Genomic DNA, 15,653 nt, shown 5'->3' on the forward strand with positions numbered 1-15,653 from the left:
CCCGGTGGACCCCGGCCGACCTGGGTGGAAAGCTCGAAGGACAGCTCTCCACCGATCTCTCCACCCACCCCACCTCTCCTGCGCAATCGAGGAGCACCGGCATGTCCGAGCGAGCAGCATCGCGGGCGGGGGCGGCCGGGCGGGCGCCCGTCGCCGATCACCCCGAGCACCTGCGCAATGTCGTCCTGGTCGGCGTCAGCGGCTCCGGCAAGACGACCCTCACCGAGTCGCTGGCGCTGGCCGCCGGGGCGCTGACCCGGGCGGGCCGGGTCGACGAGGGCAGCACGGTCTCCGACCACGAGGAGATCGAGCACCAGCAGCAGCGTTCGGTGCGCCTGTCCCTGGTCCCCGTCGAGTGGCAGGGGGTCAAGATCAACCTGCTCGACCCGCCCGGTCACGCCGACTTCGCGGGCGAGCTGCGGGCCGCGCTGCGGGCCGCCGACGCCGCCGTCTTCGTCGTCTCGGCGACCGATCCGGTGACCGGTCCGGTGCGCGCGCTCTGGCAGGAGTGCGCGCTGCTCGGGCTGCCGCGCGCCATCGCCGTCACCCATATGGATGCAGCCAGGGCCGACTTCGACGCGGTGCTGGCGGCCTGCCGGGAGGCGCTCGGCGACGGCCGCCCCGACTCGGTGCAGCCGGTGGACCTCCCGGTGCGCAGCGAGGGGCGGCTGCGCGGCACCGTGGAGCTGCTCTCCGGCGAGACGCACGGCCAGTCGGAGCCCGCCCCGCCGACCGGGCCGGCCCGCGAGCAGCTGGTGGAGGCCATCGCGGGCGAGGACGACGAGCTGCTGGAGCGCTATGTCGGCGGCGAGCCGCTGGCTGCGGGGGCACTCGCCCGCGGGCTGCGCGGTGCGGTGCTGCACGACGCCATCCATCCGCTGCTGCCGCTCGGCGAGGACGGCACCGGGGCGGTCGACCTGCTCGACCTGATCGTCTCCGCCTTCCCCGCCCCGACGGACCGCCCGCTGCCCGAGCCGCTGGACGCCGGAGCGGCGAAGGCCGACCCGGCCGGCCCACTGGTGGCCCAGGTGATCCAGAACACCGGCGACCCGTACGTCGGGCGGCTCAGCCTGGTCCGGGTCTTCTCCGGCACCGTCCACCCGGACCTGCTGGTCCACCTGGCCGGCCGCTCCGCGGGGCCCGCGGCCACCGAGGAGGTGGCCGGCGACGGTACCGCCGAGGAGCGGATCGCCGGTCTGACCAGCCCGTTCGGCAAGCAGCAGCGCCCGGTCCCGCACGCGGTGGCCGGCGATCTGGTCTGCGTCAGCAAGCTCACCGCGGCCCGGGTCGGTGACACCCTCTCGGACCCGGCCGCCCCGGTGGTGCTCACTCCGTGGGAGCTGCCGGAGCCGCTGCTGCCGATCGCCGTCAAGGCGCACAGCCGCAGCGACGAGGACAAGCTCTCCCAGGGCCTGGCCCGGCTGGCCGCCCAGGACCCGACCGTCCGGGTCGAGCAGAACCCCGCCACCGGCCAACTGGTGCTCTGGTGCACCGGCGAGGCCCACATCGGCGTGCTGCTGCACCAGTTGGGCGAGCAGTTCGGCGTCCAGGTCGAGCAGGTGCCCTACCAGGTCGCGCTGCGCGAGACCTTCGGCGCGGCGGCCACCGGGCACGGCCGGCTGGTCAAGCAGTCCGGCGGCCACGGCCAGTACGCGATCTGCGAGTTGCTGGTGGAGCCGCTGCCCGGCGGCACGGGCTTCGAGTTCGTCGACCAGGTGGTCGGCGGCGCGGTGCCCCGGCACTTCATCCCCTCGGTGGAGAAGGGCGTGCGGGCCCAGCTGGCGCACGGCGTGGGCGACGGCTACCCGCTGGTGGACGTGCGGGTCACCCTGGTGGACGGCAAGGCCCACTCGGTCGACTCCTCGGACTCCGCGTTCCAGTCGGCAGCCGCGCTGGCGCTGCGCGACGCCGCCGCCCAGACCACCGTGCGCCTGCTGGAGCCGGTGGCGGAGGTGGGCGTACTCGTCCCGGACGAGTACCTGGGCGGGGTCTTCAGCGACCTGTCGGTGCGCCGCGCGCGGGTGCTCGGCACCGAGGCGGCCGGAGCCGGCCGGAGCCTGCTGCGCGCCGAGGTGCCCGAGCTCGAACTCACCCGCTACGCCGTGGACCTGCGCTCGCTCACGCACGGCACCGGCTCGTTCACCCGCACACCGCTGCGGTACGAGCCGATGCCCGGCGCGCTGGCCGAGAAGGTCGCCAAGCCCACGGACTGACCGGGCTCACTCGTGCCCCGCGAGCAGCCGGACCGCCTCCTCCCGCATCTCGATCTTGCGCACCTTGCCGGTCACGGTCATCGGGAACGCGTCCACCAGGTGCACGTACCGCGGGATCTTGTAGTGCGCGAGCCGGCCCGTGGCGTACGCCCGCAGCGCCTCGGCGGTCAGCTCCGGCGCGCCGGCCCGCAGCCGGATCCAGGCCATCAGCTCCTCGCCGTACTTCTCGTCGGGCACCCCGACCACCTGGGCGTCCAGCACGTCGGGGTGGGTGAGCAGGAACTCCTCGATCTCGCGCGGGTAGATGTTCTCGCCGCCGCGGATCACCATGTCCTTGATCCGCCCGGTGACGGCGAGGTAGCCGTCCTGGTCCATCACCGCGAGGTCGCCGGTGTGCATCCACCCCTGCGGGTCGACGGCCTCGGCGGTGCGCTCGGGCTCGTCCCAGTAGCCGAGCATCACCGAGTAGCCGCGGGTGCACAGTTCCCCCGCCTCGCCGCGCGGCACGGTGGCGCCGGTGCCGGGGTCGACCACCTTCACCTCCAGGTGCGGGCCGACCCGGCCGACCGTGGCGATCCGCTGCTCGAAGCCGTCCTGCGACCGGGTCTGGGTGGAGACCGGTGAGGTCTCGGTCATGCCGTAGCAGATCGAGACCGCGCCCATGTGCATCTTCTCGATGACCTGCTTCATCACCTCGGCCGGGCAGGGCGATCCGGCCATGATGCCGGTGCGCAGCGAGCCGAGGTCGTGGTCGGCGAAACCGGGGTCGTTGAGCTCGGCGATGAACATGGTCGGCACGCCGTAGAGCGAGGTGCACCGCTCGGCGGCGACGGCGGCCAGCGTGGCGGCGGGGTCGAAGGTGGGCGCCGGGATGACCACGCAGGCGCCGTGCGTGGTGGCCGCCAGGTTGCCCATCACCATGCCGAAGCAGTGGTAGAAGGGGACCGGCACGCAGATCCGGTCGCGCTCGGTGTACTCGCACAACTCGGCCACGAAGTAGCCGTTGTTGAGGATGTTGCGGTGCGAGAGGGTGGCGCCCTTGGGGAACCCGGTGGTGCCCGAGGTGTACTGGATGTTGATCGGATCGTCCGGCCGCAGCCCGGCCTCCACGGCCGCGAGCGCCGCCGGGTCGCCCTGCCGCCCCGCCACGAGCAGCTGCTCCCAGGAGTCCTCGCCGAACAGCACCACCTCGCGCAGCTGCGGGCAGTTCGGCCGGGCCTCGGTCAGCATCGCCGCGTAGTCGGAGGTCTTGTAGCGCGGCGTGGCCGCCACCATCCGGGTCCCGGACTGGCGCAGCACGTACTCCAGTTCGTGGGTGCGGTAGCCCGGGTTGATGCTCACCATGATCGCGCCGATCCGCGCCGTCGCGTACTGCAGCAGCATCCACTCCGCGCGGTTGGGCGACCAGATGCCGATCCGGTCGCCGGGCCGCACCCCCTGGGCGAGCAGACCGAGCGCGACCACGGCCACGTCGTCGGCCAGCTCACGGTAGGTCCAGCGGCGCCCGGCCGGGACGTCGACCAGCGCCTCGCGCTCGCCGAAGGCGGCCACCGTGCGGGCCAGGTTGGCGCCGATGGTCTCGGCCAGCAGGGGCGGTTCGGTCTCACCACGGGCATGGCTGAGGTGGGCGTCGGCGGGCATGGGCAGCTCCAGCTGAGGGTGGAATGCGGGAAACGAGGCTGCCCTACCCCGCCGGGGCCCCGACCATGCACCTCTTGACGTGCACCAACCGATTCCCGCCGCAGCCGGTCGGCCCTACTTGAGCAGCCGCGACAGCCGCCGGTCGGCCAGCGGCTTGCCGCCGGTCTGGCAGGTCGGGCAGTACTGCAGCGCCGAGTCGGCGAAGGAGACCTCGCGGATCGTGTCGCCGCAGACCGGGCAGGGCTGGCCGGCCCGGCCGTGCACCCGAAGGCCGGTCTTCTTCTCCGCCTTCAGCTCGCCCGCCGCCAGCCCGTGCGAGCGTGCCACGGCATCCCGCAGGGTGTCGCCGATCGCCCGGTGGAGCGTCTCGGTCTCGGCCTCGGTCAGCCGGGCGGCCTGCTTGAACGGCGACATCCGGGCGGCGTGCAGGATCTCGTCCGAGTAGGCGTTGCCGATCCCGGCCAGCACGCTCTGGTCCCGCAGCATCCCCTTGAGCTGCCGCCGCTCGCCGGCCAGCATCGCGCGCAGCGCCGCCACGGTGAAGGCCGGGTCCAGCGGGTCGGGGCCCAGCCGCGCGACGCCCGGCACCTCGGCCGGGTCCGCCACGCAGGAGACGGCCAGCCCCTTCTTGGTACCGGCCTCGGTCAGGTCGAAGCCGCTGCTGGAGTCCGCCAGCCGCACCCGCAGCGCCAGCGGCCCCTTGCCGGGGTGCGGCGGCACGTCCGACATGTTCTGCTGCCAGCGCAGCCAGCCGGCCCTGGCCAGGTGGATCACCAGGTGCAGGTTCGCCGCCGGTGGCGCACTGGCGGTGATCACCAGGAACTTGCCGCGCCGGCCGACGGCCGTCACCGTGCGGCCCTCCAGCGCGGTGACCGGCGGCTGGTAGGTCTTGAGCGCGTTCACGGCCACCGGGTGGACCCGGCCGATCACCTGGCCGACCAGGTTGTCGGTCAGGAAGACGCTGAGCGCTTCGACTTCGGGCAGCTCGGGCACATCCCCCAGTCTGCTCGTCCGCCGGGCGCTCCGCCCGTCCACCGGATGTCGGCGGGGCATTGTCCGAGGCATTGGTCCAGGGCGCCGCGCCATGAAAAAGTGATCATATGCAGGGTGAATCCATGGACTACCAGCTCGAACTACAGCGCGCGGTCGACGCCGCCCGCCCGCTGCTGACCACCGGCCGGGTGGCCGACTACATCCCCGCGCTCGCCGCCGCGGACGCGGGGAGTTTCGGCCTGGCGCTGGCCACCGTCGACGGCGAGGTGTACGGCGCCGGGGACTGGGAGGTGCCGTTCTCGGTGCAGTCCATCTCCAAGCTCTTCACCCTCGCCCTCACCCTGGCCGCCGGCAGCGAGGGGATCTGGCACCGGGTGGGCCGCGAGCCCTCCGGCACGCCGTTCAACTCGCTGATCCAGCTGGAGTCCGAGCAGGGCATCCCGCGCAACCCGTTCATCAACGCCGGCGCGGTGGTGGTCACCGACCACCTGCTCACCCTGACCGGGGACGCCGGCGCCGCCGTGCGCGAGTTCCTGCGCGCCGAGTCCGGCAACCCGCAACTGGACACCGATCCCGTGGTGGCCGCCTCGGAGGCCGCACACGGCCACCGCAACGCCGCCCTGGCCCACTTCATCGCCAGCTACGGCAACCTGGAGAACCCGGTCGAGGCGGTGCTCTCGCACTACTACGCACACTGCGCGATCGCCGCCAGCTGCCGGGACCTGGCGCTGGCCGGCCTCGTCCTGGCCCGGCACGGTCTGCGCAGGGACGGCAGCCGGCTGTTCTCGCGCAGCGACGCCAAGCGGATCAACGCCGTCCTGCTCACCTGCGGCACCTACGACGCGGCCGGCGATTTCGCGTTCCGGGTCGGGCTGCCCGGCAAGAGCGGGGTGGGCGGCGGGATCCTGGCGATAGTCCCGGGGCGCGGCACGCTCTGCGCCTGGGGCCCGGCGCTGGACCGGGCCGGCAACTCGGTCGGCGCGGTCGCCGCACTGGACGCCTTCACCACCGCCACCGGCTGGTCGGTCTTCTGACGGGCCCTCAGCGCGCCGGACCACCCGCGGGGCCGACCCGGCTACGCTGGCCGGGGCGGTCCGACGCGGGGCTCGACCCGGCCCGGCCCGCCGAACAGTCCAGCTGTTCCGTGCCCGAGGGAGACGGCCGCCGATGACCCCCACGCCCCGCGAGGCCCTGCTGACCGTCCGCCGGGAGCTCACCCCGGCGGAACGGGAGAACCGCCTGATCCCCCGGATCGACGAGGGCGTGGCCCCGGTCGCGGTGCTCGCCGAACTGGCCGCCCAGCAGCACCGGATCATCCGCAGCGACCGGCGCAGCTTCCTGGTGCTGGCCGCGCGCTGCGCCGACACCCCCGCGGGCGGCTACTTCGCGCGCCTGGCCGAGGGCGAGTCGCAGGCGCTGGACGCGCTGGGCGCGTTCGCGGCCGGCTGCGGCCTGTCGGAGCAGGCGCTGGGCGAGCGCGAACCGCTGGCCGGCTGCCAGGCCTACCCGGGCCAGTTGGCCTGGCTGGCACTGAACGGCGAGCCCACCGCCATCGTGCTCGCGCTGGCCGCCAACTTCGCCGCCTGGGGCGGCTACTGCGCGATCACGGCGCGGGCGCTGCGCCGGCACTACGGGTTCTCCGACGCCGCCTGCGCCTTCTTCGACTTCTTCGCCACCCCGGCCCCGGAGCTGGAGGACGAGGCGGTCGCGGTGATCGAGGCCGGCGGCCTGGACGAGCAGCGGCTGGCCGAGGGCCGCCGCTACGGGCGGCTGTTGCAGGCCTACGAGCTGATGTTCTGGAACACCCTGGCCGACCTGGGCCCCGCCGCCGCGCCGGAGGACGACCCGGGCCTCGGCCTGGCCTGAGCCGGTTGCCCGCTCCCGGCCCTGGGCGCACGCTGGACATGTCGGCGGGCCACGCCGGCCCGGCCCCGCTCGAACAGGGAGGCACCGATGTCCATGGCCAGTCCGCAGTCCGGCGAGGACGCGGAGCAGCGCGCTGCCCAGATCGAGGCGCAGGAACGGCTGGAGGGCGTCACCTCCGAACAGGTCCAGCACGCCCAGGACGAGTCCCGCGCCGAGGGCGACCCCTATGAGGACGCGGAGTAAGCGGATGAGCACACTGGAAGAACAGATCGACGTCGAGGTCCCGGTCCAGGTGGCCTGGGAGCAACTGCACCGCGTCAACCAGTACCCGGCGTTCGTCAGCGGGCTGCGGCACGCGCACCCGCACGGCAGCAACCGCGCCCACTGCGACATCGAGGTGGCCGGCGCCGAGCGGGTCTTCGAGACCGCGATCAGCGACCACGGTGAGAACCAGGTGATGAACTGGCAGACCCTGGACGCCGCCCACCTGCGCGGCACCTTCGCGCTGCGCTCGCTGGACAACGGCTCGACCCGGGTGCAGGTGCGGGTCGAGTACGACCCGGAGGCCGTCCACGAGGTCTACGGCGGGCCGCACGGCTTCGCCCAGTCGCACGCGATCGAGGAGACCGTGCGCGGCGACCTCGCCCAGTTCAAGCGCCTGGTGGAGGAGGAGCGCCCGCTGCGCGGCAGCTGACCCGGCGGCCACCGCCCCCGCGGCACATCAGTCACCGGTCTGTTCGGCGAGGAACCCCGACAGCGCGGCCATGAACTCCCGTGGCCGCTCCAGTTGCACGCTGTGCCCGGCCTCCGGCACCGCGACCTCGCGCACCCGGCCGCCGGCCGCCGCGTAGCGCGCGAGCACCGCACGGGTCTGCCCGACCATCGGCTGCGCGGGCGCGACGCCCTCCCCCGGCCAGCCGGGCACGGCGCCGATCGCGCCGAGGTGGGCCAGGTCGAAGAGCGAGGTGTCGGAGACGATCACGTCCTGCTCGCCGCGCAGCCACAGGATCGGCGGCTTGGGGTCGACCCGCTCCAGGTCGTCCAGGCGGAAACGGGTCGGCGCCAGGCAGTTGAGCACCCCGCGCTCCCCCGGTGCGAAGCCGGGCCAGAACCGGCTGGCCCGGCTGTCGCCCGGGTAGTGGCCGTCCCCGCAGCGGGTGCTGAGCATCGCGGCCAGGTAGGGCTCGGGGTCGGCCAGCGGCTGCGCCGCGTAGCAGTCGGCGAGGACCCTGCGCGGGGAGAACGGGGAGGCGTCGCCGGTGTCGCCGGCGGCGAGCAGCCGGACGAACTCCGGGCTCGCCGCCGCACCGCCCGCCCCGGCGCCGTCCGGCGCGTTGAGCCGCCCCTCGACCCCCTGGGTGCCGCCGAAGCCGTACGGCGAGACCGGGTTGACCAAGGTGACCGAGCGCAGCAACCCTGGCGCATCGCGGAGCAGTTGGAGCGCGACGCCGCCGCCGAGGCTCCAGCCGACCAGGTGCACCCGGCCCAGCCCGAGGGCCTCGATCAGCGACAGCAGGTCGTCGCTGTAGTCACGCACGCCGCGGCCGGCGTCCACCGGCAGCGGCTCGGTCCCGCCGAAGCCGCGCAGGTCGGGGGCGATCGGCCGGTAGCGCGGCGGCAGGTCGCGGATGGTGGGCGCCCAGAACGCGCTGCTGGAGACGTTCCCGTGGACGAGCAGCACGGGCTCGCCCGCCCTCCCCTCGCGCTCGGCGTAGTGGACGCTCAACCGGGTGGTGGTGATCGTGGGCATCGCTCGGGCTTCCTCCATCAGGTGTGGCGGTGGGGGCGGGGAGGTGCGGTTCAGCCCAGCCAGCTGACGACCTGGGCACTGGCCGCGCTGTCCCAGCCGAGTTCCAGGTGGTTGGCGCCGGTGATCAGCGCGGTGCCGGCCAGCTTGCCGATGCCGGTGCTGTCCAGCGCGCTGGCCTCGAAGACCACGCCGTCGCTGGGTCCACGGTCCTCGTTGAAGATGCCCACCACGTCGGGGCTGCCGCCGGCCAGCAGGTAGGTGCTGACCGAGGCGGGCACGCCGGCCTGCTGGAGCGGGACGACCAGCGAGCCCGCGTCGATGGCCGCCTGGATCCCGGTGCCGGAGGTGTAGAAGCCCTGGCCGCCGTAGTAGGTCGTGTACCAGTCCTGCTGGGTCTGGTCGACGCCGAAGGTCTGGTCCCAGCGGGCCAGCATCTGCCGCTGCCCCGGGTAGTCGTCGTACCCGCCGGTCGGCACGAAGGAGAACTCGGGATGCGCGGTGACCGTGCCGTAGCAGGTCATGTCCAGGTGCGGGGAGGGGGCGTTGATGCTGCCGCCGCACTCGGGCCAGATGCTGAAGTCGTGCGCCCAGCCGTGCGCGTAGGGGTAGTCGTAGCCGCCGTTGGGCCCGCCCAGGGTGATCAGCTTGCGCACGTCGCCCGCGTACGGGCGCCCCCAGCTCGGCTTGAGCGAGGAGACGTAGGCCCGGGCGGACATCTCGCCCTTGCTCCAGCCGACCAGGTCCACCTGGGGCACCCCCAGCTTGGCGCGGATCAAGGCGATCGCGTCGCCGACCTCCTGGGCCTGCATCAGGTTGTCGCCCTGCTTCTGGGCGAAGCCGATGGCGAAGACCCGGTAGCCGCGGCCCGCGAGGTCCTGCATCAGCCCGGTGTCGGGGCAGGAGAGCGCACCGCAGCCGTAGCCGCCGGACTCACCCGGGTCGGCCCAGGCCCGGTCGGCGTTGTCGTTGGCGCCGTGCACCAGCAGCACCGGCACCTGGTGCGCCCCGGTGTTCCAGCCGGGCGCGGAGTAGAGCAGGAAGCGGCCGGAGAAGGGCTCCTTGACGCCGCCGAAGAAGGTGACCCGCTGCCCGTCCTGGTCGCCGCGGCCGTCCGGCGGGAACTGCTCCTGGTGGAAGCCGGGGGTGCTGTCGAGGTAGCGCTCGACGTGGTCCCAGCCGTTGGCGACGTTGCCGTAGGTCGCCTCCAGCGTGAGGTAGGAGGTGGCCGCCGAAGCCGGCAACGCCTGGACGACCAGGCCCGCCAGGGCCAGCAGCACCGTCACCGACCACCCGAAGCGTCTGCGCATACGCGGTCAACTCCCCTGTCCCCGGGGCCCCGAGTGGCCCGTGCCCGCCACCGTAGGGGTACTGCTCCGGCGCTCCCATGTGGGCGGCGCACACCGGTGGCGGGCGCCGCTGTGGCGGCCACCGCCACAACCGTCCCGCGCCCACTCAGCGTTCGGCGGTCACCAGGCTGCGCTGCGAGGTCACGTAGTCGGCGGGACGGCCGTAGCCGACGGCCAGCTCGGCCCGGTCGTGCCGCTCGGCACGCCAGCCGCGCCGGGCCAGCCAGCCCACCGGGTCCTCGTCCAGACCGCCGCGCCACATCGCGACCAGCGGAGCCAGTTCGGCTGCGTGCTCGGCACCCGCCACGACCTGCGAGGCACCGGCCCGGCGCCGGTCCTTGCTGCCGTGGGTGAGGGCGAGCCGGCTGCCCGGGGCGCTGAGCGAGTCGATGGTGTCGAGCAGCGCCGCGGCCTCCTCCGCTCCGAGGTAGACCAGCAGGCCCTCGACCAGCCAGACGGTGCGCGCCGCCGGGTCGAACCCGGCCTCGACCAGCGGCCCGGCCCAGTCCTCGCGCAGGTCGACGGCGATCGTGGTGCGCGCCACCGGCGCCTGGGCGCCCTGCTCGGCCAGCACCCGCTCCTTGAAGCCGAGCACGGCGGGCATGTCGAGTTCGAAGACCTTGGTGCCGGCCGGCCAGTCGAGCCGGAACGCCCGGGTGTCCAGACCCGCCGCCGGGACCACCACCTGGGTGCAGCCGGCCCGGCCGGCGGCCGTCAGGTAGTCGTCGAAGAAGCGGGTGCGGATCACCAGGTGGTGGGCGAGCAGGATCATCGCCGGGGAGACGTCGGTGCGGGGCGCCGGCGGGGGCCCGTCCAGGGCGGCGGCCACGAAGGCGGCGGCGTAGGGGTCCTCGAAGAGGCGGTCGGTCCTGGCGCTCTCCAGCGCGCGGACCCGGGCCACGCCGATCGCGGTCCGGCCAACGCCCTCGGGTATCACGTCACTTGTCATACCCGGCATGGTAGGACGCCGAGGTCCAGGCGAAAGGCCCAGGGCCCGCACCCGCGGAGTACGCGGGGGCGGGCCCTGGGGAGCGGCATACTGCGGACGGTCAGTGGCCGCCCTCGTCGACGACCTCGACGTCGTCGATGTTGCGCTGGATCTCCTCGACCGGGAGCGCCACGGCGCGGGCCCAGAAGTAGATGCCCAGCGAGAAGACGGTGATCACCAGCATGTCCCACCAGAGCGGCAGCACGTTGCGGGCGCTCGGCCCGAAGCCACCCAGGTAGGAGATGATGCCCAGGCCGATCAGGTAGACCGGCAGCCACTGGGCGGCCTTCCAGTTCAGCTTCGGCGCGTTCGGCAGGCCCTTGCGGATCGCGTAGACCGCGTAGGAGCCGAGCAGCACGTAGCCGAGGATGATCGCGACGCCCAGACGCCACAGGGTGTCCCAGCCGGACCAGTAGATGATCAGGCTGGCGATCACGAAGGAGGCCGGGGCGATGATCTTGCCGGCCGGCAGGCGGTAGGGGCGCTCGCGCTCGGGCATCCGGTCACGCAGCACGCCCAGCGCCAGCGGGGCACCGGCGTACATCAGCACGCTGGCCGAGGTGATGAAGCTGACCAGCTGCTGCCAGCTCGGGAAGGGCAGGAAGCAGATGATGCCGGTGAGGAAGGACATGAGCAGGCCGAACCACGGCACGCCGCGCTTGTCGGTCTTCTCGAACAGACGCGGGGCGTAGCCGTTCTTGCTCAGGCCGTAGGAGATGCGCGAGGTGGAGGTGGTGTAGATCAGGCCGGTGCCGGCGGGGGAGATCACCGCGTCCACCCGCAGCACGAAGGCCAGCCAGCCCAGGCCGATCACGGTGGCCAGACCGGCGAACGGGCCCTCGATGCCCTTGTAGGCGAGGTTCGCCCAGCCGTGCACGAAGCTGGCACCGGGCAGCGCGCCGATGTAGACGACCTGCAGCAGGGTGTAGATCAGGGTACCGATCACCACCGAGCCGATGACCGCGCGCGGGATGTCCCGCTTGGGGTTCTTGCTCTCACCGGAGAGCTGGATCGCCTGCTCGAAGCCGAGCAGCGCGAAGATGATGCCGCTGGTGCTGATCGCGCCCAGCACACCCTTGACACCCATCGGCATGAAGCCGTGCGAGGTGAAGTTGCTCGGGTGGAAGTGGGTCAAGGCGAGGATGAAGATCGTCGCCAGCGGGATGAAGACCTTCCACCAGGTGGCGGCGCTGTTGGTGTGCGAGAGCAGCCGCACACCGAGGAAGTTCACGGCCACGAAGACGCCCATCAGCGCGATCGACACCACGATGCCGGAGGCCGTCAGGGTGCCGTTCGCGTTCTGGAAGCCGTCGGCCCAGGACCACTCCTTGGCGTAGCCGATCATGGCCTCGACCTCGATCGGTGCCACGGTGGCCGCCTGCAGCCAGGAGAACCAGCCGAAGGACATGCCGGCCAGGCCGCCGAAGGTGTAGTGCGGGTAACGGGCGGTACCGCCCGCGACCGGGAACAGGCCGCCCAGCTCCGCGTGGACCAGCGCGAGCAGCACGATCGCGACGGCCCCGATCCCCCACGAGATGACCGCCGCTGGTCCGGCAACCATGACGGCGTTCTTGGCTCCGAAGAGCCAGCCCGAGCCGATGATCGAGCCGACGGAGGCCCAGAGGAGGCCGACCAGGCCTACCTCGCGTCGGAGCTTGGCATCGGTACCGGAGGTCTTAATTCTGTCTACAACAGCCATGCGTAGGGACCCTCTTCAAAGATGGCGGGCGAGAGTGCGGTGAACGCTAGCTGGCCATTAAGGATCTGCAAAGACCCCTGAGCCGAATAGTTACGTTCACGCGATCTCGCGCTCACCTCTTAGCGTCGGATTAGCACCGCTATTCGGCTTCCGACCGCCCCTCGCAGGGCGTGAGGATCGCTGCAGGTCAGCGCCGTAGGGGCAGTTGACCGCTTACACCTGGGAGAGTCCGTACCAACATTTGAGCTTCATTTGAGCCTTCTGCCACTGTTCTGCATTACCGTCGGCCCGCCCGCCCGTCGCCTTCATTTCCGGTGTATTGCGCAACGGTCTGTGGGGGTTTCGAGTGCCGTTGCTTTCCGTGTCCGACGAATTGCCGAACCCGCCCCGCCGGGCCCCCGCGCGATGGACGGCCGGTCGGGGCGGGTGCGGACGCTTGTGCCCGCGCGGTGCTTCGGACACGTCTGGTGCCTGGGGCGCCCGGCCCGCCAGGTACTCCGGGCGCCCGCCGCGGCCCGCCCCGGGCCGGTCGCGCTCAGGTGCCGCTGGCGACCAGGGTGATGTCCTGCCCCTGCTGGGCGAGGAACTCCGGCAGCACCGGCAGCCACCAGGCCGGCCCCTGGGTCAGGTGAGTCAGCGTGGCCTCCACCCGGGCGGCGCCGAGCGCGGGGTGCAGCTGGGCGGGCTTGCCCTGGCTGATCCAGCCGTGCTTGTTACCGTCGCACAGGGCGCGCACGCCGTCGCCGATGTTGGCCTCGCTCTGCCCGAGCCGCAGGTTGCTGGTGACGAAGACCGCGCCGCCGGTCGAGCACTGGTACGTCCCCGAGAGCGTGACCGTGCCGTCCGAGGCGAGCGTGCCCACGGAGTCCACGCTCAGCATGTCCCCCGCGGCTGCGTCGGCCGGGGTTGCGGCGCCCAGCAGGGCGAGCAGGGCCGCACCGAGCAGACCGGCCGCCCGCGGCAGGGCCCTAGCGGAAGTGGAACGGACTCGCACGACTACCTCCAGTGACGATCATCGCGCATCCGGTGACAGCGCGTTTTGCGCCAAGAGGTACCGCCTCCCCGGAGCGGGGTCGCGCATTCTCACCCGTTCGGCGCGTGTCCCGGGCGGGTGCGCGGACCGGCCCGGGGACCCGCCGTAGCAGGGCCCCTCTTGCCCCGGCCCGCCCGGCTGCGGCAGGCTCGGGTCCAGGGGGCACATCGGCGTGCCCCGCCGCGACCAGAAGGACGAGCAGCGATGACGACCCCTCAGACGCCCCAGAGCGTGATCCCGCCGCTCTTCGCCGGGCTCTGCGACGACGCGGCGATCTTCCCGCCCGGTGACCTGGCACTGCCGCAGGCCGTCCCCGCCCATCTGGCCCACCACTCGGCCTGGTACGCGGAGCTGGTCGGCCCCTTCCTCTGCTCCGCCGGGCGGATCGGCGCGCTGTCCGAGCAGTTGGCCGCCGGCGAGGCGCCGCTCGACGGGCAGCTGCCGGTGGGCCTGATCGTGCCGGAGGGCAGCGCGGGCCTGGCGGACGCGCTGCGCGCGGTCGCGGCCGACCCCAGGTTGCGGCTGGCCGGGCTGGAGGTGCTGGCCGACCAGGGCAAGCCCGCCGCCGAGGGCGTGCGGGCCGTGCGGGCCGAACTGGACCGGCTGCTGCCCGAGTACGCGCCCGGCGTGGAGGCCGCGATCGAACTGCCCCGCGGGCCCGAGCTGCTGCTCGGCCTGGACGAGCTGGAGGGGACGGCCTACCGGGCCAAGTTCCGCACCGGCGGCGTCAGCGCGGCGGCCTTCCCCGGCGAGCTGGAGCTGGCCTCCTTCCTCTGCGCGGCGGTCTACCGGAAGCTGGCCTTCAAGTGCACGGCGGGCCTGCACCACGCGGTGCGCCACGACGACGAGGCCACCGGCTTCGCGCACCACGGCTTCCTGAACGTGCTGCTGGCCACCCACGCGGCCCTGGAAGGCGCCGAGCACGCGGAGTTGGCCGCGGTGCTGGGCGAACGGGACGGCGCGGTGCTGGCGGCGAAGCTGACCGGCCTGGACGAGGGGCAGGTGCGCGCGGCGCGCGCGGCCTTCACCGCCTTCGGCACCTGCAGCATCGCCGAGCCGCTGGCCGACCTGCTCGCGCTGAACCTGGTCGCGCTGCCCTGACGGTCGCCGGGGCCGGCCCGGAAAACCCGCCGCACATCCAGCGGGTCCGGCCACTTACCGCCGCCCCGACCTCGCAGTAGCCTCGCCGGGTCCGGCCCGCGCGCCGCCATCCGGGCCGCGCCGGGCCGCCCGGGAGGGTTCATGCGTTCGCACCGTCGTGGCCGCCGCCTGTCCGCGGCCGTCTGCACCGCACTGCTCGGCGCCACCGTGCTCGGCCTCGGCGTCCCGCCCGCCTCCGCCGCCACCGCCCCGGCCACCCGCTACTACCTGGCACTGGGCGACTCGCTGGCGGCCGGGTACCAGAGCCTGCCGGGCGGCGGCTCGGAGGTGGGCCACGGCTACGCGCAGGACCTGGCCACCGCCCTGGGGCGGCGGGCCGCCCGGGACGGCCACCCGTTCTCCTTCACCGACCTGGGCTGCCCGGGCGAGACCAGCGGCTCGATGATCAACGGCGGCTGCGACTACCCGCACCCGTACACTCAGCCCCAACTGGGGGCGGCGACCGCCTTCCTGGCCGCGCACCGGCACGACGACGTGGTGGTCACGCTGGACATCGGCGCCAACGACGTGGACGGCTGCGCGACCGCCGAGAGCCTGGACGCGGCCTGTGCCGCCAAGGGCGTCGCCACCGCGGGCCGCGACCTGGGCACGATCCTGGCCCGGCTGCGGGCCGCCGCCGGGCCGCACACCCGGATCGTCGGGATGAACCTCTACGACCCCTTCCTGGCAGCCTGGTTGACCGGCACCCAGGGCAAGGTGCTGGCCTCGGTGTCGGTTCCGGTGGCCGACGCCCTGAACGGCACGCTGGACCTGGTGGACGCGCTGCACGGGGTGCCGACCGCCGACGTGGCCAAGGCGTTCAGCACCAACTCCTTCCTGCCGCTGGTGCCGCTGGACGGGCAGCGGGTGCCGCTGAACGTCGCCCGGATCATGGGCTGGACCAACATGGCACGCGAGGACATCCACGCCAACGACACCGGTTACCAGGTGATCGCGGACGCCTTCCAGGCCAGACTCTGACCG

The 15,653-nt window shown here is 73.2% G+C and carries 14 protein-coding genes; 7 read left to right on the forward strand and 7 right to left on the reverse strand.

Translation table 11 applies throughout. The annotated features are described in order from the left end of the window. Window positions 1-101 precede the first annotated feature (101 nt). The gene (locus OG500_RS06995) at window positions 102-2,213 is read left to right on the forward strand and encodes an elongation factor G-like protein EF-G2 (RefSeq protein ID WP_327065522.1); all 2,112 of its coding nucleotides are present in this window, start codon (window positions 102-104) and stop codon (window positions 2,211-2,213) included. A 6-nt stretch (window positions 2,214-2,219) separates the two neighbouring features. Here OG500_RS06995 and OG500_RS07000 read toward each other — a convergent pair whose 3' ends face one another. Next, the gene (locus OG500_RS07000; RefSeq protein ID WP_329577782.1) at window positions 2,220-3,854 is read right to left on the reverse strand and encodes an AMP-binding protein; all 1,635 of its coding nucleotides are present in this window, start codon (window positions 3,852-3,854) and stop codon (window positions 2,220-2,222) included. Window positions 3,855-3,968: 114 nt separating this feature from the next. After that, the gene (locus OG500_RS07005; protein ID WP_329577785.1) at window positions 3,969-4,847 is read right to left on the reverse strand and encodes an Fpg/Nei family DNA glycosylase; all 879 of its coding nucleotides are present in this window, start codon (window positions 4,845-4,847) and stop codon (window positions 3,969-3,971) included. A gap of 122 nt (window positions 4,848-4,969) precedes the next feature. Between OG500_RS07005 and OG500_RS07010 the strand changes: the two genes are divergently transcribed. The 4 genes from OG500_RS07010 (at window position 4,970) to OG500_RS07025 (ending at window position 7,407) form a co-directional block, all read left to right on the forward strand. Continuing rightward, complete coding sequence (locus OG500_RS07010; protein ID WP_329577788.1) at window positions 4,970-5,881, forward strand: glutaminase; 912 nt, start codon at window positions 4,970-4,972, stop codon at window positions 5,879-5,881. 133 nt (window positions 5,882-6,014) lie between these two features. Next, window positions 6,015-6,713, forward strand: a complete 699-nt coding sequence (locus tag OG500_RS07015) for a transcriptional regulator (RefSeq protein ID WP_327065526.1) — start codon at window positions 6,015-6,017, stop codon at window positions 6,711-6,713. A gap of 87 nt (window positions 6,714-6,800) precedes the next feature. Then, on the forward strand, window positions 6,801-6,956 hold the full coding sequence (locus OG500_RS07020) for a hypothetical protein (protein ID WP_327065527.1): 156 nt from the start codon (window positions 6,801-6,803) through the stop codon (window positions 6,954-6,956). A 4-nt stretch (window positions 6,957-6,960) separates the two neighbouring features. Continuing rightward, the gene (locus OG500_RS07025) at window positions 6,961-7,407 is read left to right on the forward strand and encodes an SRPBCC family protein (protein ID WP_327065528.1); all 447 of its coding nucleotides are present in this window, start codon (window positions 6,961-6,963) and stop codon (window positions 7,405-7,407) included. Window positions 7,408-7,434: 27 nt separating this feature from the next. Here the strand turns inward: OG500_RS07025 and OG500_RS07030 are convergent, their stop codons facing one another. From OG500_RS07030 to OG500_RS07050, 5 genes are all read right to left on the reverse strand, one after another. After that, on the reverse strand, window positions 7,435-8,463 hold the full coding sequence (locus OG500_RS07030; RefSeq protein ID WP_327065529.1) for an alpha/beta fold hydrolase: 1,029 nt from the start codon (window positions 8,461-8,463) through the stop codon (window positions 7,435-7,437). A gap of 50 nt (window positions 8,464-8,513) precedes the next feature. Further along, on the reverse strand, window positions 8,514-9,770 hold the full coding sequence (locus tag OG500_RS07035; protein ID WP_329577795.1) for an esterase/lipase family protein: 1,257 nt from the start codon (window positions 9,768-9,770) through the stop codon (window positions 8,514-8,516). A gap of 145 nt (window positions 9,771-9,915) precedes the next feature. Further along, window positions 9,916-10,758, reverse strand: coding sequence for an SAM-dependent methyltransferase (locus OG500_RS07040; protein ID WP_329577797.1), 843 nt, complete (start codon window positions 10,756-10,758; stop codon window positions 9,916-9,918). A gap of 100 nt (window positions 10,759-10,858) precedes the next feature. Beyond that, complete coding sequence (locus OG500_RS07045; protein WP_327065532.1) at window positions 10,859-12,496, reverse strand: APC family permease; 1,638 nt, start codon at window positions 12,494-12,496, stop codon at window positions 10,859-10,861. A 535-nt stretch (window positions 12,497-13,031) separates the two neighbouring features. Continuing rightward, window positions 13,032-13,490 carry a DUF6299 family protein gene (locus OG500_RS07050; protein WP_329577801.1) on the reverse strand — a complete coding sequence of 153 codons (459 nt, stop codon included), beginning with the start codon at window positions 13,488-13,490 and terminating at the stop codon, window positions 13,032-13,034. A gap of 243 nt (window positions 13,491-13,733) precedes the next feature. Between OG500_RS07050 and OG500_RS07055 the strand changes: the two genes are divergently transcribed. Together OG500_RS07055 and OG500_RS07060 are read left to right on the forward strand one after the other, a co-directional pair. Further along, window positions 13,734-14,630: a hypothetical protein gene (locus tag OG500_RS07055; RefSeq protein WP_329577804.1), complete on the forward strand. Its 897-nt coding sequence runs from the start codon at window positions 13,734-13,736 to the stop codon at window positions 14,628-14,630. A gap of 141 nt (window positions 14,631-14,771) precedes the next feature. Next, on the forward strand, window positions 14,772-15,650 hold the full coding sequence (locus OG500_RS07060) for an SGNH/GDSL hydrolase family protein (protein ID WP_329577807.1): 879 nt from the start codon (window positions 14,772-14,774) through the stop codon (window positions 15,648-15,650). The last annotated feature ends 3 nt before the right edge of the window (window positions 15,651-15,653 follow it).

Origin of the sequence: Kitasatospora sp. NBC_01250 (genome assembly GCF_036226465.1) — a bacterium.
Lineage (GTDB): Bacteria > Actinomycetota > Actinomycetes > Streptomycetales > Streptomycetaceae > Kitasatospora.